This is a genomic window from Anaeromyxobacter oryzae, from assembly GCF_023169945.1.
Taxonomy (GTDB): Bacteria; Myxococcota; Myxococcia; order Myxococcales; family Anaeromyxobacteraceae; genus Anaeromyxobacter; species Anaeromyxobacter oryzae.
The window spans coordinates 3,911,622-3,937,959 of sequence record NZ_AP025591.1 but is presented as its reverse complement, the minus strand read 5'-3'; the positions used below and the strand labels follow the sequence as shown (position 1 = coordinate 3,937,959).

Annotated in this window: 24 protein-coding genes; 13 read left to right on the top strand and 11 right to left on the bottom strand. The window is 75.7% G+C overall.

What is annotated here, in order from left to right; genetic code table 11:
• The first annotated feature begins 80 nt into the window (after positions 1 to 80).
• The gene (locus tag AMOR_RS17195; RefSeq protein WP_248352794.1) at positions 81 to 1,028 is read left to right on the top strand and encodes an alpha/beta fold hydrolase; all 948 of its coding nucleotides are present in this window, start codon (positions 81 to 83) and stop codon (positions 1,026 to 1,028) included.
• On the opposite strand, the gene AMOR_RS17190 is transcribed toward AMOR_RS17195, so the two are convergent.
• The 7 genes from AMOR_RS17190 to AMOR_RS17160 all read right to left on the bottom strand — a co-directional run bounded on the left by AMOR_RS17190 (position 977) and on the right by AMOR_RS17160 (position 7,819).
• Complete coding sequence (locus AMOR_RS17190; protein WP_248352793.1) at positions 977 to 1,270, bottom strand: STAS domain-containing protein; 294 nt, start codon at positions 1,268 to 1,270, stop codon at positions 977 to 979. The two genes, AMOR_RS17195 and AMOR_RS17190, sit on opposite strands and share 52 nt — an antisense overlap.
• Before the next feature lie 257 nt (positions 1,271 to 1,527).
• Positions 1,528 to 1,806 (bottom strand): STAS domain-containing protein, encoded by a 279-nt coding sequence (locus AMOR_RS17185; protein ID WP_248352791.1) that lies wholly within the window; start codon positions 1,804 to 1,806, stop codon positions 1,528 to 1,530.
• A 112-nt stretch (positions 1,807 to 1,918) separates the two neighbouring features.
• Positions 1,919 to 2,851, bottom strand: a complete 933-nt coding sequence (locus AMOR_RS17180; protein ID WP_248352789.1) for a thiamine pyrophosphate-dependent enzyme — start codon at positions 2,849 to 2,851, stop codon at positions 1,919 to 1,921.
• Positions 2,836 to 3,987 (bottom strand): transketolase C-terminal domain-containing protein, encoded by a 1,152-nt coding sequence (locus AMOR_RS17175; protein WP_248352788.1) that lies wholly within the window; start codon positions 3,985 to 3,987, stop codon positions 2,836 to 2,838. Before AMOR_RS17175 ends, AMOR_RS17180 begins: the two co-directional genes overlap by 16 nt.
• Complete coding sequence (locus tag AMOR_RS17170) at positions 3,988 to 5,682, bottom strand: FAD-dependent oxidoreductase (RefSeq protein ID WP_248352787.1); 1,695 nt, start codon at positions 5,680 to 5,682, stop codon at positions 3,988 to 3,990.
• Positions 5,679 to 6,272, bottom strand: coding sequence for a 2-oxoacid:acceptor oxidoreductase family protein (locus AMOR_RS17165; protein ID WP_248352786.1), 594 nt, complete (start codon positions 6,270 to 6,272; stop codon positions 5,679 to 5,681). The genes AMOR_RS17170 and AMOR_RS17165 overlap by 4 nt, the downstream gene beginning before the upstream one ends.
• 101 nt (positions 6,273 to 6,373) lie before the next feature.
• Positions 6,374 to 7,819 (bottom strand): MFS transporter, encoded by a 1,446-nt coding sequence (locus AMOR_RS17160; protein WP_248352785.1) that lies wholly within the window; start codon positions 7,817 to 7,819, stop codon positions 6,374 to 6,376.
• A 272-nt stretch (positions 7,820 to 8,091) separates the two neighbouring features.
• Between AMOR_RS17160 and AMOR_RS17155 the strand changes: the two genes are divergently transcribed.
• The 5 genes from AMOR_RS17155 to AMOR_RS17135 all read left to right on the top strand — a co-directional run bounded on the left by AMOR_RS17155 (position 8,092) and on the right by AMOR_RS17135 (position 12,143).
• Positions 8,092 to 8,580, top strand: coding sequence for a MarR family winged helix-turn-helix transcriptional regulator (locus AMOR_RS17155; RefSeq protein WP_248352784.1), 489 nt, complete (start codon positions 8,092 to 8,094; stop codon positions 8,578 to 8,580).
• A 75-nt stretch (positions 8,581 to 8,655) separates the two neighbouring features.
• Positions 8,656 to 9,420: a 5'/3'-nucleotidase SurE gene (gene surE / locus AMOR_RS17150; protein ID WP_248352783.1), complete on the top strand. Its 765-nt coding sequence runs from the start codon at positions 8,656 to 8,658 to the stop codon at positions 9,418 to 9,420.
• Complete coding sequence (locus AMOR_RS17145) at positions 9,417 to 10,253, top strand: LysM peptidoglycan-binding domain-containing M23 family metallopeptidase (protein WP_248352782.1); 837 nt, start codon at positions 9,417 to 9,419, stop codon at positions 10,251 to 10,253. The genes surE and AMOR_RS17145 overlap by 4 nt, the downstream gene beginning before the upstream one ends.
• A gap of 46 nt (positions 10,254 to 10,299) precedes the next feature.
• Complete coding sequence (locus tag AMOR_RS17140) at positions 10,300 to 10,818, top strand: adenine phosphoribosyltransferase (protein WP_248352781.1); 519 nt, start codon at positions 10,300 to 10,302, stop codon at positions 10,816 to 10,818.
• Between the two features lie 464 nt (positions 10,819 to 11,282).
• A complete protein-coding gene (locus AMOR_RS17135) occupies positions 11,283 to 12,143 on the top strand; it encodes an HNH endonuclease (protein WP_248352780.1) in 861 nt (286 codons plus the stop codon).
• A gap of 347 nt (positions 12,144 to 12,490) precedes the next feature.
• On the opposite strand, the gene AMOR_RS17130 is transcribed toward AMOR_RS17135, so the two are convergent.
• On the bottom strand, positions 12,491 to 16,153 hold the full coding sequence (locus tag AMOR_RS17130; protein ID WP_248352779.1) for an MYXO-CTERM sorting domain-containing protein: 3,663 nt from the start codon (positions 16,151 to 16,153) through the stop codon (positions 12,491 to 12,493).
• 142 nt (positions 16,154 to 16,295) lie between these two features.
• Between AMOR_RS17130 and AMOR_RS17125 the strand changes: the two genes are divergently transcribed.
• Genes AMOR_RS17125 through AMOR_RS17110 form a run of 4 tightly spaced genes read left to right on the top strand, consistent with a single transcriptional unit; the run spans position 16,296 to position 20,391 of the window.
• Positions 16,296 to 17,138 (top strand): MBL fold metallo-hydrolase, encoded by an 843-nt coding sequence (locus AMOR_RS17125; protein ID WP_248352778.1) that lies wholly within the window; start codon positions 16,296 to 16,298, stop codon positions 17,136 to 17,138.
• A 39-nt stretch (positions 17,139 to 17,177) separates the two neighbouring features.
• Positions 17,178 to 18,422, top strand: coding sequence for a glycosyltransferase (locus tag AMOR_RS17120; protein WP_248352777.1), 1,245 nt, complete (start codon positions 17,178 to 17,180; stop codon positions 18,420 to 18,422).
• A gap of 27 nt (positions 18,423 to 18,449) precedes the next feature.
• The gene (locus AMOR_RS17115) at positions 18,450 to 19,157 is read left to right on the top strand and encodes a ferredoxin reductase domain-containing protein (protein ID WP_248352776.1); all 708 of its coding nucleotides are present in this window, start codon (positions 18,450 to 18,452) and stop codon (positions 19,155 to 19,157) included.
• A 16-nt stretch (positions 19,158 to 19,173) separates the two neighbouring features.
• A complete protein-coding gene (locus tag AMOR_RS17110) occupies positions 19,174 to 20,391 on the top strand; it encodes an AI-2E family transporter (protein WP_248352774.1) in 1,218 nt (405 codons plus the stop codon).
• On the opposite strand, the gene AMOR_RS17105 is transcribed toward AMOR_RS17110, so the two are convergent.
• Positions 20,388 to 20,801, bottom strand: a complete 414-nt coding sequence (locus AMOR_RS17105) for an acyl-CoA thioesterase (protein WP_248352772.1) — start codon at positions 20,799 to 20,801, stop codon at positions 20,388 to 20,390. The two genes, AMOR_RS17110 and AMOR_RS17105, sit on opposite strands and share 4 nt — an antisense overlap.
• Before the next feature lie 8 nt (positions 20,802 to 20,809).
• On the bottom strand, positions 20,810 to 21,058 hold the full coding sequence (locus AMOR_RS17100; RefSeq protein WP_248352770.1) for an Lrp/AsnC ligand binding domain-containing protein: 249 nt from the start codon (positions 21,056 to 21,058) through the stop codon (positions 20,810 to 20,812).
• Positions 21,059 to 21,272: 214 nt separating this feature from the next.
• Between AMOR_RS17100 and AMOR_RS17095 the strand changes: the two genes are divergently transcribed.
• The 3 genes from AMOR_RS17095 to AMOR_RS17085 are packed head-to-tail and all read left to right on the top strand — an operon-like array spanning position 21,273 to position 24,816.
• Positions 21,273 to 21,827 carry a CBS domain-containing protein gene (locus AMOR_RS17095; RefSeq protein WP_248352768.1) on the top strand — a complete coding sequence of 185 codons (555 nt, stop codon included), beginning with the start codon at positions 21,273 to 21,275 and terminating at the stop codon, positions 21,825 to 21,827.
• Between the two features lie 57 nt (positions 21,828 to 21,884).
• Positions 21,885 to 23,543: an outer membrane protein assembly factor BamB family protein gene (locus tag AMOR_RS17090; RefSeq protein ID WP_248352766.1), complete on the top strand. Its 1,659-nt coding sequence runs from the start codon at positions 21,885 to 21,887 to the stop codon at positions 23,541 to 23,543.
• Between the two features lie 40 nt (positions 23,544 to 23,583).
• Positions 23,584 to 24,816, top strand: a complete 1,233-nt coding sequence (locus tag AMOR_RS17085) for a BamA/TamA family outer membrane protein (protein WP_248352765.1) — start codon at positions 23,584 to 23,586, stop codon at positions 24,814 to 24,816.
• 82 nt (positions 24,817 to 24,898) lie between these two features.
• Here AMOR_RS17085 and AMOR_RS17080 read toward each other — a convergent pair whose 3' ends face one another.
• On the bottom strand, positions 24,899 to 26,041 hold the full coding sequence (locus AMOR_RS17080; RefSeq protein WP_248352764.1) for a hypothetical protein: 1,143 nt from the start codon (positions 26,039 to 26,041) through the stop codon (positions 24,899 to 24,901).
• Between the last annotated feature and the right edge of the window lie 297 nt (positions 26,042 to 26,338).

The following is a 26,338-nucleotide window of genomic DNA, read 5'->3' as shown; positions in this document are numbered from 1 at the left end:
AACCCGGAGGGCGGACGCGCGCGCGGGGCTGCGACCCGGAGGTGCTCGCGGACGGGCCGGTCCCGCGTTAACCGCCGTTCATGGACCGCCTCACCCTCGCCGCCAACGGCATCTCCTTCGCCGCGCTCGCGGACGGCCCGCCGGACGGGCCGCTCTTGCTCCTCCTGCATGGCTTCCCGGAGCTCGCTCGCTCCTGGCGGCACCAGCTCCCGGCGCTCGCCTCCGCGGGTTTCCGCGCCGTCGCCCCGGATCTGCGCGGTTACGGTGAGAGCGACCTCTCGGGCCCCTACGATCTCGAGACGCTGAGCGCCGACGTCGCCGGGCTCGTGCGCGCGCTCGGGCGGCGCCGCGCCGTCGTCGTGGGGCACGACTGGGGCGGCGCGATGGCCTGGGCGACGGCGGTGCTCCGGCCCGAGGTCGTGGAGCGGCTGGTCGTCCTGAGCTGCCCGTACCCGGCGGTGTTCGCCGCGGAGGTGGTCCGGAACCCGCGCCAGCTCCTGCGGTCCGCGTACATGCTCTTCTTCCAGCTCCCGGTCCTGCCGGACTGGACGCTCGCGCGGCGCGGCGCCGCCGCGGTCGCCCGGGCCCTCCGCGGTGGCTCCGCGATCCGGTCCGCCTGGCCGCGCGAGGAGCTGGACCGCTACCGCGCGGCGTTCCTGCGGCCCGGCGCGGCGTCCGCGGCGCTCGGCTACTACCGGGCGGCGTTCCGCAGTCCACGCGTGCTCGGGCGAGAGGGCCGCGCGCACCCCATCGCCGTCCCGACCCTCGTCGTGTGGGGCGTCCGGGACCGCTTCCTCGGGGTGGAGATGATCGCGCGCGACCGGATGGCGCCGTTCTTCGCGCCCGGGAACGCGCCCTCGATCGTCCTCGTCGACGAGGCCGGGCACTTCGTGCAGAACGAGGCGCCGGACCGCGTGAACGCGGCGCTGCTCGGGTGGCTCGCGCCGGTGCCGGGCCGCGCCGGGGACGGCGGCGATCAGGCGCGCGCGCGCGCGGGCTCGCCGAGCCCGGGCGTGATCCCGAGATAGCGCAGCAGGCGGACGTGGTGCTCGCGGAGGCCCTGCACGGTGACGCGCGCGCCGCACGCGGCGAGCGCCCGCCCGAGGACCATCACCGCGAAGTCGTCGAAGGCGCGCACGTGTGACAGGTCGACACGGACGTCGCCGTCCGACGCCGGATCCGCGAGGAGCTCCGCGAGCCGGTCGGCGGCGGAGGCGTCCAGCACGCCGTCGAGCCGGATGAGGCGCGGCGTGGTCTTCGTTTCCTGCATGTCTCGAACCCCCCGGTGGCTGGCAAGGCGTCCGCGCGGAAGCGGAGGAGAACGCCAGCGCGCTGCACTCTGCCGCACCGCCGCGCGCGGCAAAAACCCCGTCGGCGGCAATCGGAGTGGAGGCGACCGCCTGCGGGAGACCCCAACCGGCCGACCCGCTCTCGTCGTCCCGATGACGGTTCGCCCCGAGCTCGTCGAACGGCGCTCGGCCGTGGCCGCTCGTGGTTCGACGGGCTCACCAAGAGCGGCTTCGGCGATCAGGCGCGGGCGCCGTCGCCGTCGCCGAGCCCGAGGTAGCGGAGCAGCCGGACGTGGTGCTGGCGGAGTCCCTGGATGGTGACGTGACCACGGGCGGACAGCGTGCGCCCGAGCATCATCACCGCGAAGTCGTCGAAGGCGCGGACGTGCGAGAGATCGATCGCGACGTCCGCGTCGGGCGTGCCGTCCGCGAGCGCGCGCGCGAGCCGATCGGCCGCGGATGCATCGAGCACCCCGTCCACCCGGATGATGCGCCGGGCGCCGCTCGTTGCGTTCATGTCGGTGAATCCCCCGTTCCGGAGCGCCGTCGCGGCGCTCTCGAGAACGGGCGCACCATGCCACGAGGTCGGGGGACGCGATAGACCCCGAAGCGGTGACTGCGGCCGACGACTACCGCGCGCGCTCGGCGCTCGCGCGGAACCGCTGCGCGAGGAGCGCCGCGTCGTCGTCCACGACGCGCTGGATCTCGGCCACCTTCTCGGGTGGAAGCTGGCCGAAGCGGCCCTGGAGACGCAGGTACTCGGCGACCGGACGCCGCGGCGGGCGGACCGTCTCGCGCCACGCCGCGCCGTCCTCGACCTCGTACAGCGGGAAGAGCCCCGTCTCGACGGCGAGGCGCGCGGCGGTGAGGGTGTGGCGCTCCTCCATCTTCCACCCGGGCGGACAGGGGGAGAGCGCGTGCAGCATCCGGAAGCCCCGCGTCCGGACCGCGCGCGTCATCTTGGCCACGAGGTCCTCGTGGAAGCCCGGCGAGACGGTGGCGAAGTACGGGATCCGGTGCGCGGCCATGATGCCGTCGAGATCCTTCTTGCGCCCCTGCTTGCCGGCGGCGGTGTTGGACGTCCACGCGAGCGCCGGCGTCGCGCCGGAGCGCTGGATGCCGGTGTTCATGTACGCCTCGTTGTCGTAGCAGACGTACAGGATGTCCTCGTTCCGCTCGGCGCACGCCGACATCGACTGGAGGCCGATGTCGAAGGTGCCGCCGTCGCCGGCCCACGCCACGACGAGGACGTCGTCGATGCCGCGCGCGCGGAGGCCGGCCTTCACGCCCGCGGCGGTGACGGCCGCCGTCGCGAACGCGCAGTGGACGACGTTCACGCCCGAGGACGAGTAAGGGAACGGCCCGTCGATCACGGCGTAGCAGCAGGCCGGGATGCACAGGACCGTGCGCGGTCCGGCGATCTGCAGGAACGTGCGCATCAGGATGGGCGCCGCGCAGCCGGGGCACGCGAGGTGCCCGGGCTGGACCTGGTCCTCGCCGCGCGCAATCCAGCGCGGCTCGGCGGCGGGCCGGCCGGGCCGGCGGATCAGTCCATCAGCCACGTACCCTCCGCCGCGATCGGGTCCTGCTCCGCTCGCGCGATCGCCTCCTCGATGCGGGCCGGCGTGATGTCGCGCCCCCCCATCCCGGCGATGTACCCGTGGACCGCGGGCGCCCCGGGGACGCCGTGGAGCGCGGCGCGCAGCTCCTGGCAGAAGATCCCCGACGCGCCGTAGGAGCAGTTCCGGTCGAGCACCACGACGCGCCGCGCGCCGGCGACCGCCTCGCGCAGCGCCGCGGCGGGGAACGGCCGGAACGCGCGGAGCTTCACGAGACCGGTCCTCCGCCCCTGCGCCCGGGCCGAGTCCACGGCCGCGCGCGCGGTGCCCGCGACCGTCCCCGTGGCGAGCACGATCTCGTCGGCGCCGGCGCAGCGGTACGTCTCGAGCACGCCGCAGCCGCGCCCGAACCGGCGCTGCCACTCCGCGGCGAGCGCCTCGATCTCGCGGAGCGCCGCGTGGTGGTCGTCGGCGAGCTGCCGGCGCATCCGCTCGTACTCCGCCGGCTGCGCGAGCCCGCCGACCGCCTTCGGGCGTCCGGGGTCGATCTGCCAGGGCGCGGTCCATGGCGGGATGAGGCCGGCGAGCTCGGAGGCATCCGGGATCGAGACGGGCTCGGCCGTGTGGGACAGGAAGAAGGCGTCGGCGACCACCATGACGGGGATCGACACCTTCGGCGCGAGCGCGAAGGCCTGCACGACCGCGTCGAACAGCTCCTGCGCGTGCTCGCAGTAGAGCTGGATCCAGCCGGTGTCGCGCTGCGAGAGGGAGTCGTTCTGGTCGGACCAGATCGACCAGGGCGGCGCCATCGCCCGGTTCACGTCGACGAGCACGATGGGGAGCCGCGCGCCCGCGGACCAGTGGACGAGCTCGTGCATCAGCGCGAGCCCCTGCCCGCTCGTCGCCGTGAAGGCGCGGGCGCCGGCGTGCGCCGCGCCGATGCAGGCGGCGAGGGCGGAGTGCTCGGACTCCACCGGCACGTACTCGGCCTTGCAGATCCCCTTCTGCACGAGGGAAGCGATGTGCTCGATGATCGTCGTCTGCGGCGTGATCGGGTACGCGGCGACGACCTCCGCGCCCGCGCGCGCCACCGCCCACGCCACCGCCTCGTTGCCCGTCGCGAGCCGCGCCTCCGCCATCTACCGGACCTCCACTTCAGCGAGGGTCACCACGCCGCGCGGACACTCCTCCGCGCAGATGCCGCATCCCTTGCAGCGCTCGGCGTCCGCCGCGTAGCCGCCGGGGGCGCCCCGGACGACGGCGCGGTCGGGGCAGACGAGGTAGCACACGTCGCAGCCGGTGCAGCTGCCGCAGGACAGGCAGCGGGCGGCCTCGGCCCGGGCCGCGTCCGGATCGAAGCCGAAGCGCACCTCGCCGCCGCCGAGCCGCATCGGCGCGTTTGCGCGGCCGCGGCGGCGCGGAGGGGCGGGCGTGACGTGGTGCGCGCGGATCCGGTCCGGCCCGACCACCTCCGGCGAGGCCCCGCGCGCCTCGAGCGCCGGAGGCGCGCGGCGGATGCCCGCGAGCGCCTCGAGGAGCGCGTCGGCGGCCCGCAGTCCGGAGGCGAGCGCGTGCGCGACGGTGCCGCCGCCCGGGAGGCAGTCGCCGGCGGCGAAGAGGCGCGGCACGGCGGTCCGGTGCTCCGGCGCGGCGACGGAGCCGCCGCGGACCACCTCCTCCGGCAGCCCTGCGGGATCGAGCTCCTCGCCCGCGGCGACCACCACGAGATCCGCCGGCATCACGAAGTCGCCGCCGGGGATCCGCTCCGGGCGCGGCCGGCCGCTCGCGTCGCGGACGCCCGGCCGGGCGCGCGCGAGGTTCAGCCACCGCGCGCGACCGCTGCGGACGACCACCTCCACCGGGAGCGCCCAGGTCTCGAGGTGGACGCCCTCCTCGAGGGCCTCCTCGATCTCGTCGGGGATCGCCGGCATGTCCTCGCGGCCGCGGCGGTACGCGACCGTCACCTTCCGGCCGAGCCGGAGCAGCGTCCGCGCGCAGTCGAGCGCGGTGTTCCCGCCGCCCACCACGACCACCTCCTGGCCGGGCGGGACGGGCGCGCCGCGGTGGACCGCGTCGAGGAGCGCGAGGCCGTCCACCACGCCCGCGGCGTCGGCGCCGGGGACCCCGAGCGGCCGCGGCAGGTGGCGCCCGATCGCGACGAGCACGGCGTCGTGCGACTCGAGGAGCGCGTCCATCCCGCCCTCGGCGAGGGCGAAGCCGCCCTCGAAGCGGACGCCGGCGGCGAGGATCCGCGCGATCTCCCCCTTCAGCACGCCGCGCGGCAGGCGGTACGGCGGGATGCCGGTGACGAGCAGCCCTCCCGGGCGCGCCTCGCGGGCGAGGAGGCGGACGTCCGCGCCGGCGAGCGCGAGCCGGTGCGCCGCGGCGAGCCCCGCGGGCCCGGCCCCGACCACCGCCACCCGGAGCGCGAGGCGCCCTTCCGGCCGGGGAGCGACGCCCTCGGTCACGAGCGCGTCGCCGAGGGCGCGCTCGACCCCGGACACGTCCACGGCACCGTCGAGCGCCGCGCGGTTGCAGGCGCGCGCGCACGGGTGCGGGCAGACGCGGCCGGTGGTGGCCGGCATCGGGTTCACGGAGAGCAGCAGCTGGGCGGCGTCGCGGAGCCGGCCCTGCGCCGCGAGCCGGAGCTGATCCGGCAGGTCCTGGCCGAGCGGGCACGCCGCGACGCAGGGGGCGGTCCGATCCTGGAACCGCGGCTCGCGCGAGCGCCACGCGCCGGTCCGGTTCCAGGCGGTCGAGGCGAGGCTCATGGCGACCGGCGGGATCCGGCCGCCGAGATCGACGCGGCCGTCCGGCAGGCGCTTCACGCTCATGTCGGCTCCCCGGGCAGGTCGCCCGCGACGCGCTCGAACGCCTCGGCGGCGGCGGCGACGTTCTCGTCCGGCGCGGTCGGGACCGCCTCGCGGATCGCGGCGAGGAGCGCATCGAGCCCGACGAGGCCGGTGGCGCGGGCGAACGCGCCCGCCATCGGGCTGTTCACGATGGGCATCGCGCCCGACCCGAGCCGGCGCGCGCGGGCGATGCGCGTGGCGTCGAGCGAGGCGATGCGCCAGCCGCCCGGGACCGCCACCGCCGACGGCGCGAGCGGCGTGTTCGCGACCAGCACGCCGCCGGAGGGCGGCGGCAGCTCCACACGGTCGAGCAGCGCCGGGTCGAGGACGAGCACGTGGTCGGGGCGCTCCACCCTGCAGCGGAGGTGGATGGGCTCGGAGGCGATCCGCAGGAAGGCGGTGACGGGCGCTCCGCGCCGCTCGACGCCGAACTCCGGGAACGCCTGGACGCTGCGGCCCTCCAGCATCGCCGCGCGCGCGAGCATGAGGGACGCGACCACCGTCCCCTGCCCGCCGCGGCCATGGAGGCGGACCTCCGTGAGGCCGCGCACGCTCGCCCGTCTCTCCGACATCCGACCCGTCTACCCGACCCGTGTCACCGCACCGTCATGAGCGGCCCACCGGGACGCGGTCTCATCCTCGTCGGCGGCGTTTGCGGCGGGCACGCCGGCGCCTAAGCCGCCCGGCGCACGCGCTCCGCGAGCCGCCCGAGCGTCGCGTCCTGCGCGGCGCGGTGCAGGTCGCGGAGCGATCCCGCGCCCTGCTCCGCGATGCGGAGCGCGAGGAACGCGCTCGCGAGCCGGCCCGCCGCGGAGGCGACGAACAGCAGCTCGAGCCCGTGGCCTGCGGGTCGCCCGAGCGTCGCGATCGCGCGCGGGAGCGCCGGCGAGAGGAGGCCGCCGCCGGCCGCGGCGAGCGCGTACGCGAGCCCGCCGACCATCGCGAACGCGGCGAGGTAGAAGGGCCGGTCGCGGCGCGGCCCGACCGAGAGCGGCAGGGCGAAGGACGCGAGGCCGTGCCCGCCCCACGCGATCCCCCCGATCACCGCGTCGATCGCGATGGGCCAGAGGCGGCCGGGGCCGGTCGCGAGCCAGAGGAGCGGCAGCCCCGAGACCGCGAACGAGCACGCGGCGAGCACCGGCCGCGCGCCGAACCGATCGACGGCGCGACCCCACGCGGGCGCCGCGATCATGCGCAGCACCGCCGTGGCCGCGGCGTGCATCGCCGCGACGGTGAAGCCGGCCGCGAGGTTGTGGAGCAGGTGGAACGTGAAGAAGCCGCCCGCGACGCCCACCGACGCGTTCCAGGCGAGCTGGTACTCGAGGAGGCCGCGCGCCGCCGGATCGCGGGCGGGGCGGAGCGCCGCCGCGATGGTCGGGCGATCGCACGGGGCGCCGCCGGGATCGTGCTGGCGCGCCATGAGGACCGTCGTGAGCGCGCCGAAGAGGCAGGCGACGAGCGCGAGCGCGGCGAGCCCGGCGCCGGTCGCGCCCCGGCGGCCGGCGGCGTCGAGGAGCCGGGCGGCGCCGACCCCCGCGAGCGTCCCGCCGAGCGTGCAGATCGCGGTGCGCCGCCCGAAGTAGCGGCCGCGGAGGCCGTGGGGGACGACCTCGCCCATCCACGCGGTCCAGGCGTTGTTCCCCACCACGCCCAGCGCGGCGGAGGTGGCGGCGACGGCGAGGAGGGCGCCCCGCGCCCCCGCCGGCCCGAGCGGCAGGACCGGGAGGACGGCGAGGGGGAGCAGCGCCTGGCGCGAGATCGCGACCGACACGATCGCGACCCGCCGGCGCCCGAGGGTGGAGGTCATCCAGGCCGCCGGCAGCTGCACGAGCTGGGCGAGCTGGGGGAGCGCGCCGACCAGCGCGACCTCGACGGGGCTGGCGCCGAGGTGGAGGGCCCAGCCCGTGAGCGCGGTGGCGCCGGCGCACGCGCCGACGATCTCCGCGCCGACGCCCTCGGCCGTCGAGAGCCGCAGGGTCTCGCGGACGCGGCTGCTCGGGCCCGCCCGGCGGCGCGTGCCGCGCAGCGGCGCGGCGGCGAGGAGCCCGGCGGCGGGCGCCGCGGCGAGGGTGGCGATTCCGGAGAGGAGAGCGGCGAGGAGGCGGGCGAGGAGCGGCACGGGTCGCGGTCGCGCCCCCCTCAGAGCGCTCGCGCAGTCTGGCACGTCGGGGCCCACGCCGTCAGCCGGCGGCCCGGCGGGCGGCCCGCGCACCCTGGGAGCGTCCGACCGACATCGGGCGACACCCGCGGACGATGTGGGCAGGCCGGATGCACCGCGTGGCCACCGCGGCGCGCACGCACGGTGAGTCCGAGTCTCAGCCGCGGAAACTGCGGCAGAATGTCCCTCCCGGAAAGGTAGCAAAACACAAATTTCTGAGGTCCAATGAAGGGATGCCGCGCCCATTGCACGCCGTCGCCGCCGCCCAGACCGCAGCCGAGCCGGACCGGAACCTCGGCCCGGTCCTCGAGTTCATGCGGACGCTCTGGTCCCTCGATCACGCCCTGCAGTCCGCGTCGAAGCGGATGGAGTCGCGCGTCGGGGTCACCGGCCCGCAGCGGCTCGTCATCCGGATCGTGGGGCGGAACCCCGGCATCTCCGCGGGCGCGGTCTCGGACATCCTCCACCTGCACCCGAGCACGCTCACCGGCGTGCTGAAGCGCCTCGAGACGCGCGGCATGGTCGAGCGGCGCGCCGATCCCGCCGACGCGCGGCGGGCGCTGCTGCACCTCACGGCGCGCGGCCGCGAGATCGACGACGTCCGCGCCGGCACGGTGGAGATCGCGGTGCGCCGCGCCCTCGGCCGGCTCCCGCCACGCACCGTCACGGCCGCGCGCACGCTCGCGGAGGCGCTCGTCTCGGAGCTCGAGCGGCTCGACTGAAGCACGGCCGCGGGCGTCGCGGGACGGCCCGCCCGCGCCTGGCGGGCGAGGGCCGCCGTTGGTAGATTCACGCCCGTGCGCGTCCTGCTCTCGAACGACGACGGGGTTCACGCGGCGGGCCTGCGCGCGCTCGCGGCCGCGTTCGAGGGGGACGAGGTCTGGGTCGTCGCGCCGGACCGCGAGCAGTCCGCGTCGTCCCACGCCATCTCGCTGCACCGCCCGCTCCGGATGATCGAGGTCGCGCCGCGCTGGTACGCGGTGGACGGCACGCCGACGGACGCGGTGTACATGGGCCTCAACCTGGTGCTCCGGCAGGCGCAGCCGGACGTCGTGGTGTCCGGCGTGAACCACGGGCCGAACCTCGGCAACGACGTCCTGTACTCCGGCACCGTCGCCGCCGCGATGGAGGCCGCGCTGCTCGGCGTGAACGCCGTCGCCGTGTCGCTGGCGGCCCCGCCGCCGCACGACTTCGCGGAGGCGGCCCGCTTCGCCGCGGCGCTCGCGCGCCAGATGATCGCGTCGGCGCCGCCCGCGCCGATGCTGCTCAACGTGAACGTCCCGCCGGGCCCGGTCCGCGGCTACCGGTTCACGCGCCTCGGCCGGCGGACGTACGGGAACGAGGTCGTCGAGAAGACCGACCCGCGCGGCCGGAAGTACTACTGGATCGGCGGCGAGGGCGGCGCGCGCAACGAGGACATCCCGGGGTCGGACTGCAACACCGCGCAGCTCGAGGGGCTCGTCGCCGTCACGCCGCTGCACCTCGACTCGACGCACGACCCGATGCTGCAGCAGCTCCGGAGCTGGACGGTGCCGGGGTTCACGAAGGAGCCGGCCCCGTGAACCGCCCCGCGGCGGCGATCGCCGCGGCCCTCCTCGTCCTCGCCTGCGCGCCGGTCGCTCCGCTCCGCCCGGCCTCGCGCGTCCTCCCCATCCCGCTCTCCCCGGATCCCGGTCACGACGAGCCCGCCCTGGTCGGCGTCGTGCACGTCGTGCAACGCGGCGAGACCGTCTGGCGCATCGCGCGCGCGTACGGCATCGATCCGCGTGACCTCATGGAGACGAACGGCATCGCCGATCCGCGAGCCGTCGCGGCGGGCGCGGAGCTGTTCGTGCCCGGCGCGGCGGGCGTGGTGACCGTGCCGCCCGCGGACGCCGCCACGGCGACGGCCCGCGCGACCGCCACGCCGCCGCCCTCGATCGCCGCGGCCCTCGACGCCGCCGCCGACCGGGGCGGTCCTCCGGCCGATCCGCCCGCCGATCCGCCTCCGGGGCCGGGGCGGTCCGCCGCCTCGCCGCCGCGCGCGCACGCTCCGCTCGCGTGGCCGCTCCGCGGCGTCCTCTACGGCCGGTTCGGCGTCCGCGCGGGGCAGCGCCACGACGGCATCGACATCGCGGCGCCCGAGGGGACCGCCGTCGGCGCGGCCGCGGACGGCACCGTCATCTACGCGGGCGAGCAGGCCGGCTACGGCGAGATCGTGATCCTCCGCCACGACGACGGGATCGTCACGCTGTACGCGCACGCGTCCGAGGTGCTCGTGAAGGACGGCGCCCGCGTGCGCCGCGGGCAGCCCATCGCCCGGGTCGGGCAGACCGGCCGGACGACCGGCCCCCACCTCCACTTCGAGGTCCGGCAGGGGACGCGGCCCCGCAACCCCCTGCTCTTCCTGCCGTGAGCGCCGCGCCGACCGGCCGCGGATCCCGTGCTAAGGTACGCGGGCCATGATGGATGCCGTCCGCGCCCGGATCCGCGACGTCCCCGACTTCCCGCAGAAGGGGATCGTCTTCAAGGACATCACGCCCGCTCTCTCCGATCCGGCGATCTTCCGCGAGGTCATCGACGCGTTCATCGCGCGCTGGAAGGGCGAGCGGATCCACAAGATCGTCGGGATCGAGTCGCGCGGGTTCCTCTTCGCCGCGCCGCTCGCGTACGCGCTCGGCGCGGGCCTCACCGTGGCCCGCAAGCCCGGCAAGCTCCCCTGGCAGACCATCCGCGAGGTCTACGCGCTCGAGTACGGCGAGAACGCGCTGGAGCTGCACGTCGACGCGGTGGGTCCCGGCGAGCGCGTCCTCGTGGTCGACGACGTGCTCGCGACGGGCGGCACCGCGGACGCGGTGGGCCGGCTCGTCGCGCGCCAGGGGGCGGAGCTCGTGTCCTTCTCGTTCCTCGTCGAGCTCTCGTTCCTCCATGGCGCGCGACGGCTCGGGCCGGAGCGCGTGCACTCCCTCATCACGTATTGAGCGGGTGCTGCGCCCCTCATGATTCATCACGAGCCGAACGAGAACCGGCGCCTTGCGCCCGGCCGGTCTTGATCGGTGAAAGTGAAGGAGGGCTGAGAAGGGGCCGGCCGAGGCGGGTCCGCGGTGGGGAAACGTCGACCGCGTGGATCGGCTACCAAGAAGCCTGCGTCGCAATGACGGCGAGCTCCCGGCGCGAGACGCGGATGCGGGCGCGTTCGAGGGAACCCAACGGATCGCGTCGCGCAATTGACACGTCTCCGGCGCACTCGCGGATCGCGCGTCGCGCCCGCGCGAGAGCGCCGCTCTCGCAGCGCTCCACGCCGCGCGGAGCGACGCGAGCGGCGTCCGAACCCCGGCGCGACGCAGCGCGCTGATTCTCGCGCCAGCGCTCGAGCTTCTCCGAGCTGGTCGAGCCGCTCGAGGACGGCAAGCTGTGCCTCTCCACCGTCGGCGAGCTCGCCCAGGTGCTCACGCCGGAGAACCGGGACCAGGTGATCCCCCGGTTCCTCCACCTCTCGAAGCAGGAGGCGCGGGCGGTCGTCGCGGAGCTGAAGCCGGCGGAGCGTCCTCCGCGCCGGGAGGTCGTGACGACCGTTCGCGTCGCGGCCGCGGCGCGACCAGTGCGCGACCCCGAACCCGCCGCAGCGCTCGAACTCGGCGCGCCGGCGACCGCCTGCGTCATTGCGCCCGGTTCGCCGGCAGAACTCGCCGATGCCAAAGTGGCCACACGGACCGTGAATGGCCCGATTTCCCGGACGACGCCGCCGACCTTCGAGCCGCTCACCGCCGACCTCCGCCGGATGCACCTCACCGTCACGAAGCGGTTCGAGGCGAAGGTTGCCGACGCCAGGGACGCGCTCTCCCACTCGCATCCGGGGGCGAGCACCGAGGAGATCCTCGAGGTCGCGCTCGACCTCCTCCTCGACCGGGCCAAGAAGCGGAAGGGCCTGGTCGAGAAGCCGCGGCGCGAGAAGCGGCCGTCGAGACCGGACCACATCCCGGCGGAGGTGAAGCGGGCGGTGTGGGTGCGGGACGGCGGCTGCTGTCGGTGGGCTCTCGAGAACGGCGGCGTCTGCGGCTCGCGCCACCGTCTCCAGTACGATCACATCCAGCCGAAGGCGCTCGGCGGGAAGTCGACGATCGAGAACGTTCGCCTCCTCTGCGCTCGGCACAACTTGCTCGCCGCACGGAAAATCTTCGGCGATGCATGGATGGACAGGTACGCGCCGGCCCGGAAGGCCACCGCGGCGACGGGACGCCGCGACGCCGGCTCGGCGGGTGCGCGCTCCGAAGTTCCCGCCGCGGCCCTGACCGGGCCGACGTGACCGTCGGGCGCGGCGGAGCGCCTCCCGAAGCCTCCGGCTGGCCGGACCCCATCGCCGCCGTCGCGACGCAGGCTTCTTGGTGGCCGATCCCCGCGGCGACGTCTCGCCCCTGCGGCCACGCCCCGGCCGTCCCCCTTCTTCTAGAGCCCTTCCCCGCTCGCCAACACAGACGCGGCGTCCCTGCGGCGACGGTCGCGGTGGTCCGAGATGTGATGAATCGTCAGGGCTGCGCCCCCACCCCCGCTGCGCGGGCCCTGCGCCGTGCTCGCCGCTTCGCGGCTGCGCGCGGCTGCCCCGCGGAGAGGGGCTGCGCCCCTCCCCCGCTGCGCGGGGCCCCCACCCGCCGTTCACGAATCACGCTCGGCCGCCCAGGCCCTCCGCCGGCGGCGCGGGGCGAGCGCCGCCGCGGCGAGCGCGAGGAGCGCGAGCGCAGTGCCGGCGCCCGCGCCGCCCGTGCGGCACCCGCAGCCGGAGCTGCCGGCGTCGATCTTGAACGCCACCGCGGCGGAGGCCGCCGACGGCGCGCCGTTCACGGTCTGGATCGCGCGGGCGGTGCGATCGCCGCCGGGCAGGTCCGCCGCCGGGACGAGCGCGAACGTGCCGTCTGCGCCGGCTTCCACCGGGCCGAGCGTCGCGCCGTCCACGTCCACCGTGACGCTCGCGCCGGGCGTCGCCAGGCCCGCGAAGGTCGGGCGCGCGTCCTTCAGCACCGCGCCGGCAGCGGGCGCGGTCAGCGTCGGCGGCGGGGGCGGCACGTCCAGGCTCGCCGTCGACGTCGCGATCGGCGCGTCGGCGCAGGAGAGCAGCCACTCCGCCGTGACGGCGTAGCGGCCGATGCCCCCGAACCCGGCGGCCGCCACCGCGAGCGCGTCGTCGGCCGTCTTGCCCGCGGGGACGTCGAGGCCGACCCGCATCCGCGTCGGTCCGACGCCCGCGCCGAAGGCGCCGGAAGGCGCCATCTCCCGGCCGGCGGGATCCCTCACCGTCCAGCGGAGCCGCGTGGCGCGGAGCGTCGCCTGCGTGGCGCGGTTCTCGACCCGGGCCGCGGCGTGGAACGGGTTCCCGCCGACGTACGGGGGCCCGTCCGGCGACACCGTCACGTTGCCGTCGCGCTCGACCTGCAGCGAGAGCGTCTCGACGATGACGGGCGCACCGCCGCGGGTGTCCACGAGCGCGACGGTCCACGCCGTGGCGTCGGCCGCGAGCGGCAGCGTGTCCGTGGCGGAGCCGTCGCCGCCGACCGCCCACGCGTCGACGCTGCGGGACGGGACCGTGCTCGCCGTCGGCGTCACGGTCCCGGCGTACCACCGGAGGGCGTAGCCCGTCGCGCCGGGGACGAGCCCCTCGGCGCGGACGGTGGCCGGCTCGCACGGCGCGAAGCGCGCCGCGGGGACGGTGCACGCCGCGTCGGCGCAGGCGGTGAGCACGCCGACCTGGGCCTCCGCGAGCTTGGTCGCGCTCGCGCCACCGCTCGTCGCGACCGCCTCGGCGTGGATCCGCGCGCCCGTCGCGAGCGGAGTCCCGATGGGCGAGGTGGCGGAGAGCGCCACCACGACGTTCGCCCGCCCGCCGAACGGCGGGATCGCGGCGAGCGACTGCACCACCCGCCCGTCGCGCGGATCGCCGTCGCCGTCCGGATCCGTGTAGACCACCGCGGGCGCGAGGTCGCGCGCGGGCGTCGCGGTGAGCTGCACCGCGAGGGCGACGTCCGCCGGAGCCGAGCCGTTGTTCTGCACCACGCCGCGGAAGAGCGCCCGTCCGCCGCTCGGGACGACGCGCCCGCGTCCCGCGGCGAACGTGTCGTCCGGGCCGAAGGTGATCGCCGGGGAGACCCGCACCACGTCCACCGCGGAGACCAGGCCGGCGCCGGCGCCGGCGGTCACCGTGACGGTGCAGGTCGAGCCGATCGCGGCGTCCGCCGGGACGCGGACGGTGACGAAGAACGGCACGGTCGTCCCATACGTCGCGAGCCCGAGGTCGGGCTTGCCGTCGCCGTCCTCGTCGTGCGCGACGGTCTCGAAGACGCCGTCGCCGGTCGTGTCCACCGCGATCACCTCACCCGGTGCGCCGCCCGCGTCGCGCGCGAGCTCCACGCGCGGCGCGCACCCGGACGCCAAGACGGCGAGCGGGACCACCTCGCCGCCGAGCTTCCAGGTCGAGAGCCCGTGCCCGAACGGCACCGGGACGCCCGCGACCGCGGCGCGCTCGAGGGCGGCGGGCTCGAGCTTCGGGCCGCCACGGCAGGCCTGGCCGGCGGTGTCGCACACCGGCGTCGCGCCGCCGCAGTCCGCGTCGGCGAGGCACCCCACGCACGTGCGCGGCGATCCGGGGGCGCAGCGCGGGGCGGACGCGCTGCAGTCGAGGTCGGTGGCGCAGGCGTCCACCGTGAAGCCCGGCGGGCCCGCGGGCGCGACCGAGATCGCGGTCGCCGCCGCCGCGCCGTGCTCCCCGGCGGCGCGGATCGTGGCGAGGTTCACGATCTGCCCCGCCACCGCCGGGTCCACCCTCACCCGGAACACGACGCGCGCCCACTCCGCGGCGGTCGCCGGCGCGACGACGGCCGCGCCGAGCGCGCCGCCCTGCGTCGCGGACGCGCCCCGGCCGACGCGCGCGGTGACGGTGCGGGAGGCGGCATCGTACTCGGCGACGTCGTCGCCGGCCGCGTCGGTGCTCGGCGCGAGCTCGGGCGCGCCGGTCCAGGCGGTCTGGATCGAGCCGGCGACGAACGTGACGCCGGGCGGGAGCGGGTCGACGATCACCGTCCCGACCGCGGCGTCGTTGCCGGCGTTCGTGGCGGTGAGGCGGTACTCGATGACGTCGCCGGGGAGGACGGCGCCGTCGCCGTCGAGGTCGCGCCAGGTCTTCTCCAGGTGGCCCCCGAAGTCCGGGTGGAGCGTCGTGATGGACGTGATCACGGCGCCGAGCGCGAAGGTGTCGTCGCTCGTGGTGAGCGTCGCCGAGGCGCTCGTGTCACCGCCCCGCACGCTCGCCGTGACGTCCACCACGTCGAGATCGAGGCCCGCCATCGAGTCCGCAGCGCCCGTCAGGCGCGGGAGGTCGCCGGCGTTCGACCACCACGGGGGCAGGGCCGGATCGGCGCTCGACACCGGGAGCCCGAGGTAGGTCCGCGTGCCGTTGAAGAAGTTGATCGCCGGGTTGCTCGCGTCGGAGAGCGCCGCCCCGTTGAAGAGGAGGGAGTCGCCGTCGGTGCGCTGGTCGCCCTCGTACACGACGACGCCGAGCTTCGCGTCGAACGCCGCGTCGGGGACCCGGAACCCGGAGATCGAGACGTCCGCGGTCTGCGCGTACTTCGTCACGAGCTCGAACCCGTCGAAGAGCGTGAGGCTCCGCAGCGGCTCCGAGACGTCCTCGTAGAAGACGACGAGCGCCCATGCGGCGTACGGGTGCTCGCTGTCCAGGTTCGCGATCTCCGGCGCCGTGATGCCCGAGACCTGGTAGTCGCCCTCCGCCCAGGCCGACACGAGCGCGGTCACCTCCGCCGTGCCCTGGTAGTACAGCGCGCCGTTCGCGGCCGTCGCGCTCGACAGCCGGTCCGCCGCGAGCACGGTGGCGGAGCCGGCGACGCCCGGCCGCTCGAGCGTGATCTCGGGTCCGACGGTCCAGGGATTGGGCGCGAGCGCGCCCCAGTAGATGCGGGCGTACTTGATCGTGGCGCCGGGCGGCAGCCGGAGCCGGGCCGAGGAGCGCGCCTGCGCCGGCGTGATGGAGACGTCCGCGAACGCGGCGCCCGGCGCGTCGCCGGACGCGCTGGCGTTCGATCGCCAGTAGACGTCGGACGCGGTGTCCTCCGTGGCCGTGCCGCACGCCCCGACGGCGCCGACGAGCGGCGCGGGGACCGCGGGGTTGCAGTCGTACCCGAGCGTGTTCCCGATGAGGGCGAAGTCTCCGTTCACTTCCAGCTGCACCCGAAGGCGAGGGGCGGCGGCGGCGGGCAGCGCGGCGAGCGCCACGAGCGCGACGACCGCGACGACGGCGCGGCGACAGGACATGGTTGGTTCCCCCGAAGGATCTCCGCGCGACTCTAGCGACCTCTTCGAGCGACGGGACACGCCCCGCTGGGTAGACGGACAGTGACGCCCGAGCCGCCCCCGAGATCGTGCCGCGAGCGGGGGCGGCAGCTATGATCGCCGGGTGACCGCAGACGTCGCCGCTCCCTTGCGCTCCCTCAAGTTCCTCGGCACCGCGGGTGCCCGGTTCGCGGTTTCGACACAGACGCGGCACTCCGGCGGGGTGGTCTGGAGGCTCGGCGGCGCGACGATCTGGATCGATCCCGGTCCCGGCGCGCTCGTCCGCGCCCTCTCGTCACGCCCCAAGATCGACCCGTCCCGCGTCGACGCGCTGGTGCTCACGCACCGCCACCTCGACCACTCGGGCGATGCGACGGCCGTCGTGGAGGCGATGAGCCGCGGGGGCTTCGCGCCGCGCGGCACGCTCGCTGCCCCGCGCGATGCGCTCGAGACGGAGCCGGTGGTGTTCCGCTACGCCCAGGCGTTCGTCGCCCGGAAGTGTCTGCTCACGGAGGGCGGCCGGCACGAGCTCGCTCCGGGCGTGGTGCTCGAGACCCCCCTCGCCCACGACCATGGGGTGGAGACGTACGGGTACCGGCTCGCCGTGGACGGGCTCACGGTGGGGCACGTCATCGACACGTACTGGATGGATGCCCTGCCCGACGCGTACGCCGGGGTCGATCTCCTGCTCGTCAACACCACCCGCGCGCGCGGCCGCGACCGGCGCTACCTTCACCTCGGCGCCGACGACGCCGAGGCGCTCGTCGCGACGATCCGGCCTCGGATCGCCATCCTCACGCACTTCGGGATGCAGCTCCCGCCGCAGAAGGCGCAGGCCGCGGCGCAGGCGATCTCGTCGCGCACCGGCGTGCCGACGGTCGCCGCGCGCGACGGCTGGCTGCTCGACCTCGATCGGCTGCCGGAGCGGCCTCGCCCCGGCGAGGCGGCGGGTCCGGGCGCGCGGTAGGAGCGGGCACGCGCGCGCGGGCCGCGGTAGAACGGGCCGGTGATCGCCGCCGCCTCCCTCGTCGTCGCCGCGCTCGCCTTCGCGGGCTGGGCGCGCCTCGCGCTCGCCGGGCTGCGCACCGAGCGCGCCGTCGCCTTCCTCGACGCCGTCGCGCCGGCGGCGGAGGTCCCGTCTCTCTCCGTCGTCGTCCCGTGCCGCGACGAGGCCCGGGGCGTCGAGCGGGCGATCCGCTCGCTCCTCGCGCAGGACCTGCCCGCGCTCGAGGTCGTCGCGGTCGACGACCGGTCGACCGACGGCACCGGCGCCATCCTCGACGCCATCGCGCGCGACGACCGGCGGCTCTCGGTCGTGCACGTCGCCACCCTCCCCGACGGCTGGCTCGGGAAGAACCACGCGTGCGCGGCGGGGGTGCGCGTCGCCCGCGGCGAGTGGCTCCTCTTCACCGACGGCGACGTCGTGTTCGCGCCGGACGCGCTCCGCCGCGCGCTCGCGTTCGCCGCGCGGCACGGCCTCGGGCACGTCGCGGCGGCTCCGCGCTTCGTCGCGCCGGGCCTCCTCGAGCGGGCCTTCGTCACGGCGTTCGCCGCGTTCGCGGCGGCCGCGTTCCGCGCCTGGGAGCTGCCTCGCGCAGGCACCCGCGCCTTCGCCGGCGTGGGCGCGTTCAACCTCGTCTCCCGGGACGCGTACCTCCGCGCCGGCGGTCACGCGCGCCTCGCGCTCGAGGTGGTCGACGACGTGAAGCTCGGGCTCCTGCTCCGCCGGAGCGGCGTGCCCCAGGGGATCGTGAACGGCGGCGGCCGCGTGCAGGTTAGGTGGCAGCATGGGTTCCGGGCGTCGATGGTGGGCCTCGTGAAGAACGCGTTCGCCGCCGCCGAGTACCGCGTCGGGTTCACGCTCCTCGCCGCCGCCTGGATCGGCTTCCTCGGCGCCGCGCCGGTGGCGCTCGCCGTCGCCGCGCCGCACCCCGCCGCCCGCGCGCTCGCCGTGGGCGCGCTCGTCCTCGCCGCGATCGTCCACGGCGGGACCGCCCGGCGGACCGCCGCCGGGAGCGGCGCGGAGGGGCTCCTCATGCCCGCGTGCGCCGTGCTGCTGGGCGCCGTCCTCCTCGCGAGCGCGGCGGCCGCCGGCGCGCGCGGCGGCGTCGTCTGGCGCGGGACGTTCTACCCGCTCGCCCGGCTCCGGGCGGGATCCCTCCGCGCCCGCGATCTCCTCGCGCGCGACGCCGCGGGCTGGCCCGGCCCCCGCGCGGAGCCGGAGCCGCCGGAGCGACGCGCCGCACCCTGAGACCGGTTCCGTTATAGCCTGCGGACGATGCTCGGACCGACCGTCTACACGCCCGCGCGCGTCCTCGCTGCGTGGGACGAGACCGCCGCCTTCCGCGGCCTCCGCCTCGCGCTCCCGCCCGAGGCCGCGTGCGCCCACGTGCGACCGGGACAGGTGGTGAAGATCCGGACCGGCGAGGGGGAGGGCTTCTTCGCCCTCGCGAGCGCGCCCGAGCCCGACGGCACCGCCGAGCTGCTCGTGAAGCGGGGCGGCCGGATCGCGGACGCGATCATCGCGAGCGCCGCGCCCGGGACGACGCTCGACGTGACGGCGCCGTTCGGCAATGGGTTCCCGTTCGAGGAGGCGATCGGGAAGGACGTCCTCCTGTTCGCGGCCGGCTCCGGGATCGCGCCGCTCCGGGCGCTCGTCCAGCACGTGATCTCGCACCGGGAGGACTTCCGGCGCGTCACGCTCTTCTACGGCCAGCGCCACGGCGCCGAGTTCGCGTACCAGCGCGAGCAGGTGCGCTGGGAGCGCGGCGGCATCCGGGTCGTGCTGTGCCCGTCGCGGGCCGACGACGCCTGGACCGGGGTGCGCGGGCGCGTGCAGGAGGTCGCGCGGTCGCTCGCCTTCGGCGGTGCCGAGCCGGAGGAGACGGTCGCGTTCGCCTCCGGCATGAAGGCGATGGTGGAGGACGTCCGCCGGGTGCTCGGGGGAGCGGGCATCCCTCCAGGGCGCGTGCACGCCAACTTCTGAGGGAGACCGACGCCCCATGGCGACCGACAACCACGCCCGAAGCTTCATCGTCCTCCTGCTCGTCGTCGCCACGGCGCTGACGGGGCTCATCATCACGCCGTTCTGGGCGGCGCTCTTCCTGGCGGCCGTGGTGGCGGCCTCGCTCCGACCGTGGATGGAGTGGCTCGCCCGGCGCCTCGGCGGCCGTCGCCAGCTCGCGGCGACGCTCCTCACCCTCGGCGTCCTCCTCGCCGTGGTGCTCCCGGTCGCGGCGTTCGGCGCGCTCGTGGTGAACCAGGTGCTGAACGGCGTCCAGTGGTTGCGCGACGCGCTCCAGAGCGAGGGGATCGCGGGGCTCATGGCGCGGCTCCCCGGGCCGATCGAGCACCTCGTGCGCCGCGCGCTCGCGGCGCTCCCGGAGTCCCAGGCGCAGATCCAGCAGCTCGCGGGGGCGCAGGGCGGCCAGGCGGCCGCGGCAGTGGGCGGGTTCCTCGCCGCGTCCGCGGGCGCGGTGTTCCAGGCCGCGATGATGCTCATCAGCCTGTTCTTCTTCCTCGTGGACGGCCGCCGCCTCATCGACTGGCTCGACGGGCGCGTCCCGCTCCGCCCCGGCCAGTTCCGCGAGCTCGTCGACGACTTCCGCCGGACCAGCGTCTCGGTCCTCGTCGCGACGATCGCGACGGCGGGGATCCAGACGGTGACGGGCCTCGTCGGCTACCTCATCGCCCGGGCGCCGAACCCCATCTTCCTCACCTTCGCGACGTTCATCGTCGCCCTCGTCCCGGCGGTGGGCGGCGCCGCGATGGTCGTCGTCGTCGGCCTCATCATGCTCGCGACCGGGCACTTGCTCGCGGGCATCTTCCTGCTCGTGTGGGGCCTCGGCGTCGTGTCGGTCGTCGACAACGTCGCCCGCCCGTTCCTGCTCAAGGGCGGGATGGAGCTGAACGGCGGCGTCGTGTTCTTCGCGCTGCTCGGTGGGCTCGCGGTGTTCGGCGGGATCGGCCTCGTGATCGGGCCGCTCGTCGTCACGTTCCTACTCTCGACGTTGAAGATGTACCGCCGCGAGTTCGGCGCGCCCGGGTCGGGCGGCGTGGGAACGACCGCACGCGGCGTGGCGAGGGGCGTCGACCCGGACGCCGCGGCGGCGACGGCGCCCGTGCCCGCGGGGGGCGAGGGGGCCGCGGGGGGGCCGCTCGCGTCGCGCCAGGCGCCGAGCGCGCCCGCGAAGCCGGGTCGAGCCGCCCTCGACCGCTAGGTCCGGTGCCGCTCGAACGCGGCCCGGACGTTCTCCGGGATCTCCGTCTTCTTCCAGCCCGGCACCTCGATGCAGGCGAGCACGATCGTGGAGCGCGCCGCCGGGTCGCGCTCGCCGGGCCGGTACACCTCGTAGATGAGCGTGACCGAGTGGCTGCTCACCTTCGTGACGCCGACCTGGATGGTGACGAGATCCCCGTGCTGCAGGGGCGTCTGGAAGTCGGTCTCGATGTGCACCACCGGGAACGCGACCTTCAGCTGCTCGGGGACGTCCCAGATCTGCATCCCGACCTCGCGCGTGAAGAAGTCCTCGAGCGCGCGGTGGAAGAAGTCGTAGAAGCGGGGGAAGTAGACGATCCCCGTCCGGTCGACGTCGGGGTGGCGGACGGGCTGCTGGATCCGGAACGCCATGGCTCCTCCTACGCGGTCGGCTTGAAGGCGCGAAACGCGAGGAGCGTCTCGGTGTCGCGCACGCCGGGCACCTTCTGGACGAGGTCGGGGATGAGATCGCCGAACGCCTCGTAAGTCGGGGCGTACAGCTTCACGAGCAGGTCCCACGCGCCGGTCACGGAGTGCACCTCGGACACGCCCTCGATCTCCATGAGCGCGTTCGCCACCTCCTCGAGCCGGCCCAGGTGGCACTTCACCAGCACGAACGCCGCCTTCATTCGGTCTCTCCTCCCTGGTCCGTTTCTTACCATCTCGCCGGGGCCGCCGCGCGCCGGCCTGTCGCCCGCCGTGGCTCCGGACGACGAGGACGAGATCAAAGGGCTCGGGAACTTGCGCGCGTCACCCCGGGCGGGGCGTTGCCGCCCTCCGCACCGGACAGGACCATCGACTCGTTTCCCACCGTTCTATCACCGGGCGAACGAGGAGAGAGCCATGGTCGTCGCGAAGGACGCCGAGGAGCTCGAGGCGCTGGAGGGTGACGAGGGCGAGCCGAGGGTGGGCCGCGGACGCGACGTCGGGCGCGAGATCCTCGAGACGGCCATCGCGGAGGTGAAGCGGACGTCGGCGGTCGTGGTCGCGCCGGACGTGCCGGTCGCGAAGGTGATCACGCTCATGCAGAAGAAGAAGGTCTCCGCCGTCGTGGTGGTCGAGAAGAAGCGGACGAAGCGGGTCGTCGGCATCTTCACCGAGCGCGACCTCGTGAACCGCGCGCTCCCGGTGAAGGGCTGGGCGAAGGCGCCGGTCTCGAAGTTCATGACGCCGGACCCCGAGACGCTCCGGCCGAGGGACAGCGTGGCTTACGCGCTCAACAAGATGAGCGTCGGCCGGTTCCGCCACGTGCCGCTCGTCGACGACGCCGGCAAGGCCGCGGGGATGATCTCGATCCGCGACATCGCGGACCTTATCGTGGAGCTCTGCCCGGAGGAGATCCTGAACCTGCCGCCCGAGCCGCAGCTCGCGGTCCACCCGACGCCGGACGGCGACTGAGGCTCGACCGGGTTCGCGGATTTCGGCGATCGGCCCTGGCCGGGGTAACCTCGACCGGTGAAGCGGCCGCTCGTGCTCTCGCTGGTGCTCGCCTGCGCATCCCCGCGACTGCACCCGAGCGCGAACCCGCTCGCCGCGCCCGCGCCCCCGCCCGCCGTTCCCGTGGACCCGGGCCCGACACCCGCGACCGCGATCCCGATCCCGACCCCGATCCCGACCCGCCCCGGCCGCCCCGCGCCGATCACCACCGCCGGCAACGCCGCCTCCCTCGCCTCCATCCGCTCCGAGTTCTTCCTCGGCACGGGCGACCTCCCGCCAGCGCCGGCGCTCCGTCCCCAGGTATTCCCGGAGCGCTACACCGAGGTGGATGGCGTCCTCACCTTCCGCGGCGGCCCGACCCGCAGCGGCGGCGCGACGGGCACCCGGCACCTCGCGGAGCGCCGGCTCGAGGTCGCCTGGCGCTTCAAGACGAGCGCGGGCGGGCCGCACTGGGGCGGCGGCGCCGGCTGGACCGGCGAGCCGGTGGTCGTCCGCTGGCCCGACGTGGTGCGCCATTCGATGCCGGCGCTCGGGACCCGGCGCGCGGACGGCAACCTCGTCGAGGTGATCCAGGGCTCGCTCGATGGCAACGTCTACTTCCTCGACCTCCGCACCGGGAAGCCCACCCGGCCGCCGATCCGGACCGGGAACCCGATCAAGGGGAGCGTCTCGCTCGACGCGCGTGGCTGGCCGCTGCTCTTCGTCGGCCAGGGCATCCCCGCCGCGCGGCCCATCGGGCTGCGCGTGTACTCCCTCGTCTCCGGCGAGGAGGTCTTCTTCCTCGCCGGCCGCGACCCCGCCGCGCGGCGGCACTGGGGCGCGTTCGACAGCTCGGGGCTGCTGAACCGCGAGACGGACACCTACCTCGTCGGTGGCGAGAACGGGATCGTCTACCTGCTCGAGCTGCACACCGACTTCGACCCGATCGCGCTGAGCATCAAGGTCGCGCCGCGCGTCGTCCGCTACAGGTTCCGCGACCCTCGGACCGTCCGGGAGGGGATCGAGAGCTCGCTCGCGGTGTACCGGAACCTCGTCTTCCTCGCCGACAACTCGGGGACGATCCAGGCGCTCGACCTCGCCACGTTCCGGCCGGCGTGGGTCTTCGAGGCGGGCGACGACACCGACGCGAGCCTCGTCCTCGACGAGGAGCCGGGCGGCCCGGTGCTGTACACCGCCTCCGAGGTCGACGAGCAGGGCGAGACCGGGTTCGCGCGGCTGCGGAAGCTCGACGCGCTCACCGGCGCGGTGCGCTGGGAGAAGGACGTCGCGTGCCGGGCCGACCACACGAGCGCGCACCCGACGGACGCTGGCGTGTTCGCGACGCCGGTGGTCGGGCGCGACGACCTCGCGGACCGGGTCGTGTTCACGCTGTCGCGGTGCCCGGAGCGCGGGACGGTGCTCGCGCTCGCGAAGGCGGACGGCCGGGAGCTGTGGCGGCGCGGGCTCCGGACCGACGCGTGGTCCTCCCCGACCGCCGTGCGTGACCGGGAGACCGGCAAGACGTGGCTCCTGCAGGCGGACCGGAGCGGACGGCTCCTCCTCCTCGACGCCGCCGACGGCGCCGTCGCGTTCACGCTGCCGCTCGACGGCACCGTGGAGGCTTCACCCGCCGTCTACGACGACATCGCGGTCGTCGGCACGCGCGCGGGGACCATCTACGGCGTGCGGCTGCGGTGACGCTGCGACCCGACGGCCGCGGTGCTAAGTTCCGGGCCGCGTGACCGCGCTCGCCGTCCTCCTCGCCGCCCTCCTCGCGGCGGATTCCCCCGGCGGCGCCGCCGCGCCGTCCACCGCCGCGCCGCCGGCTGCCCCCGCGACCTCCGCGGACGCGCCCGCGCACGGCGGCGCGCAGACCCCGGCGAGCGGCGACGAACCGGCCGCCCCCGCCGGCCCGGCGCCCACCCCGGAGACGCCCGCCCACCCCGCCGCGGCGGCGGCGGTCGAGGCCACGATGCACCAGCGTACGAGCTGGTTCGCCCTCCCGGTGCTGTTCTGGCTGCCGGAGACCCGCCTCGGCTTCGGCGCGACCGGCGGCCTGCACTTCCACCTTCGGGACACGACGCGGCCGTCGAGCGTGTTCGCGGCCGCGGTCTACACGCTCGAGAAGCAGGGCTCGATCGACGTCGCCGCCGACGTGTACACGCCCGGCGGCGCGCTCGTGTCCGGTCGCGCCCGGGCGGTCCACTTCCCGGACATCTTCTACGGGATCGGCCCAAACACGCAGACCTCGCAGCGCGAGACCTTCACCCGGCGCTACGTCGAGGCGGTCGCCACCGTGGAGCTGCCGATCCCGCGCGTGCCCGGCCTCCGCGCCGGGCCCCGCCTCGATCTCCGCGCCGAGGAGGTCACGGACGCGCAGCCCGGCGGCGTGATCGCGTCCGGCACGCTCCCGGGCTCGAACGGCTACTCCGCCGCGGGCGTCGGCGGGAGCGTCACCTGGGACACGCGCGACAACGCGTTCTGGTCCACGCGCGGCACCTTCGCCGAGGCCTGGTACGTCTACTCGCCGCAGGCGTTCGGGAAGCACGAGCCGTTCGGCCGCGGCGTCCTCGAGTGGCGCCGCTTCTTCCCGCTCGGCGGCGGCCGCGTCCTCGGCCTCCAGGCCTACGGCGAGGGCGCCCACGGCACGCCGCCGTTCACGCTGCTGCCCAAGATCGGGTCGACCCGGTTCCTCCGCGGGATCCGCGAGGGGCGGTACCGCGACCGGCTCGACTGGGCGACGCAGGCGGAGCTCCGCGTCCCGGTGCGCGGTCGCTTCTCGGCGGTCGCGTTCGCCGGGATCGGCGATGTCGCGCCCTCGCTGAGCGCCCTCACGCTCTCCCACCCCAAGGCCGCCGGGGGCGTCGGGCTGCGGTTCCGGCTCACCGACGCCGGCGCGAACATCCGGGTCGACTGCGCGATCGACGGCGCCGGCCCGGAGGTATACGTGCTCGTGCTCGAGGCCTTCTGATCTCGTCGGGGGCTACGCCCCGCCCCCCACCCCGCGAACCTCGCGCGACCCTGCGAACGCCGCGCCTCGACCGCCGCGCTGCTCAGCCCAGCGGCCGGTAGAGCTTGCAGAGGAGCTCCGTCCCGATCGCCGAGACGAAGAGCCGCTCCTTGCGATCCGAGAGCAGCGCCTGCGTCCACGTCGTGACGCCGCCGTCGGCGACGGGCAGCATGCCGGCGGGGCCGTGGAAGCGGATCCGGAGCGCGAGGCCGCGGTAGTAGCCGAGGCCCTCGAGGCGGGAGAGATCGAGGCGGAGGACGACCGCTGGGTACGCGGCCGCGATCACCGGGAAGACGCGCTCGCGGACGCGGTCGAGCCGGAGCGCGACCTCCTCCGGGAGCTGCGCGTGCGCCGCGCCGAGGGCGGCGCGCGGATCGTCCACCACCGACGGCAGCTCGACGCCGCGCTCCGCGAGCACCGCGTCCGCGGCGCCGACGCGGTGGGCCGCCGCCACCGAGCGGATCTCGTCCTCGTCCACGCCCTGGGCCCGGAGGAGCGCGGAGATGGCCTCGAGATCCGAGATCTCCACCTCGATCCGGCGGAACCGGAAGCCCTGGCGCTGGAGGGTCGACGCGAGCCGGAGCCAGACGAGGACGTGATCGGTGAGCGCGTCGGTCTCGAACCGGTGCTCGCCCACGTCACGGCCCGCGGTCACGAGAGAGAAGAGCCGGAAGTGGGGCGTGAAGCCTGGCGCGTCCACCGGCTGCAGCCGGAGCAGCCGCGCGCTCGCGCAGAGCCGGAGCGGCGGTCCGCGCCGGGCCTCGCGGTCGCGCCGGCGGAGCGCCGCCTCGAGCGCGAGCGGGACGGTCGGATCCCCGAGGACCTCGGCGCCCCGCAGCGCGCCGAGCACGTTGTTCGGGTGAACCCCCGCGAGCGCGGCGCACGCGCCCAGGGGCGCCACCGGCGCGAGGTCGCGCGCCTCGAACCCGGCAGCCGCGCCGAACGCGGCGGCGTCGAAGCGGTTCAGGAGGCGCGCGTCCGCCGAGGACGGCTGGTGCACGGCGCGCTCCGCGGCGTGGAGCAGGTCGGCAGGAGAGACGCGCGCGGCGCGCGCGCGGAACACCTCGAGCAGCAGCGACGAGAGCGCGCTCCCCTCGAGCGCGGTGAGGGTGTCGACCAGCTCCGGCGCGCCCGCGGAGCGCGCGACCGAGGCCGCGATCCGGGCAGTCCGATCGGTGCGGGCCATGAAGGGGGTGATAGCGCGATCGGAGCGAGGGAGCCCCTCTGCGCTGCGCCGCGCCCCGGGCGGGAGGGGTGACAGGGGCACGGGGCACGGAGAACGGGATCGGAAACGGTAACGGTAAGGGTAACGGCGTGCGAGAGCGTCGCTCGCGTCCCGCCCGTTGCCGTTACCGTTTCCGTCACCGTTACCGCTCAGTCGTTCCCGCCTCCCGTGTCCCGCTTCCCGTGGCCCCTGGCCCGTGGCCCCTCACCCGTTCCCGACGACCCGACGACCCGACGACCCGACGGCCCGACGACCCGA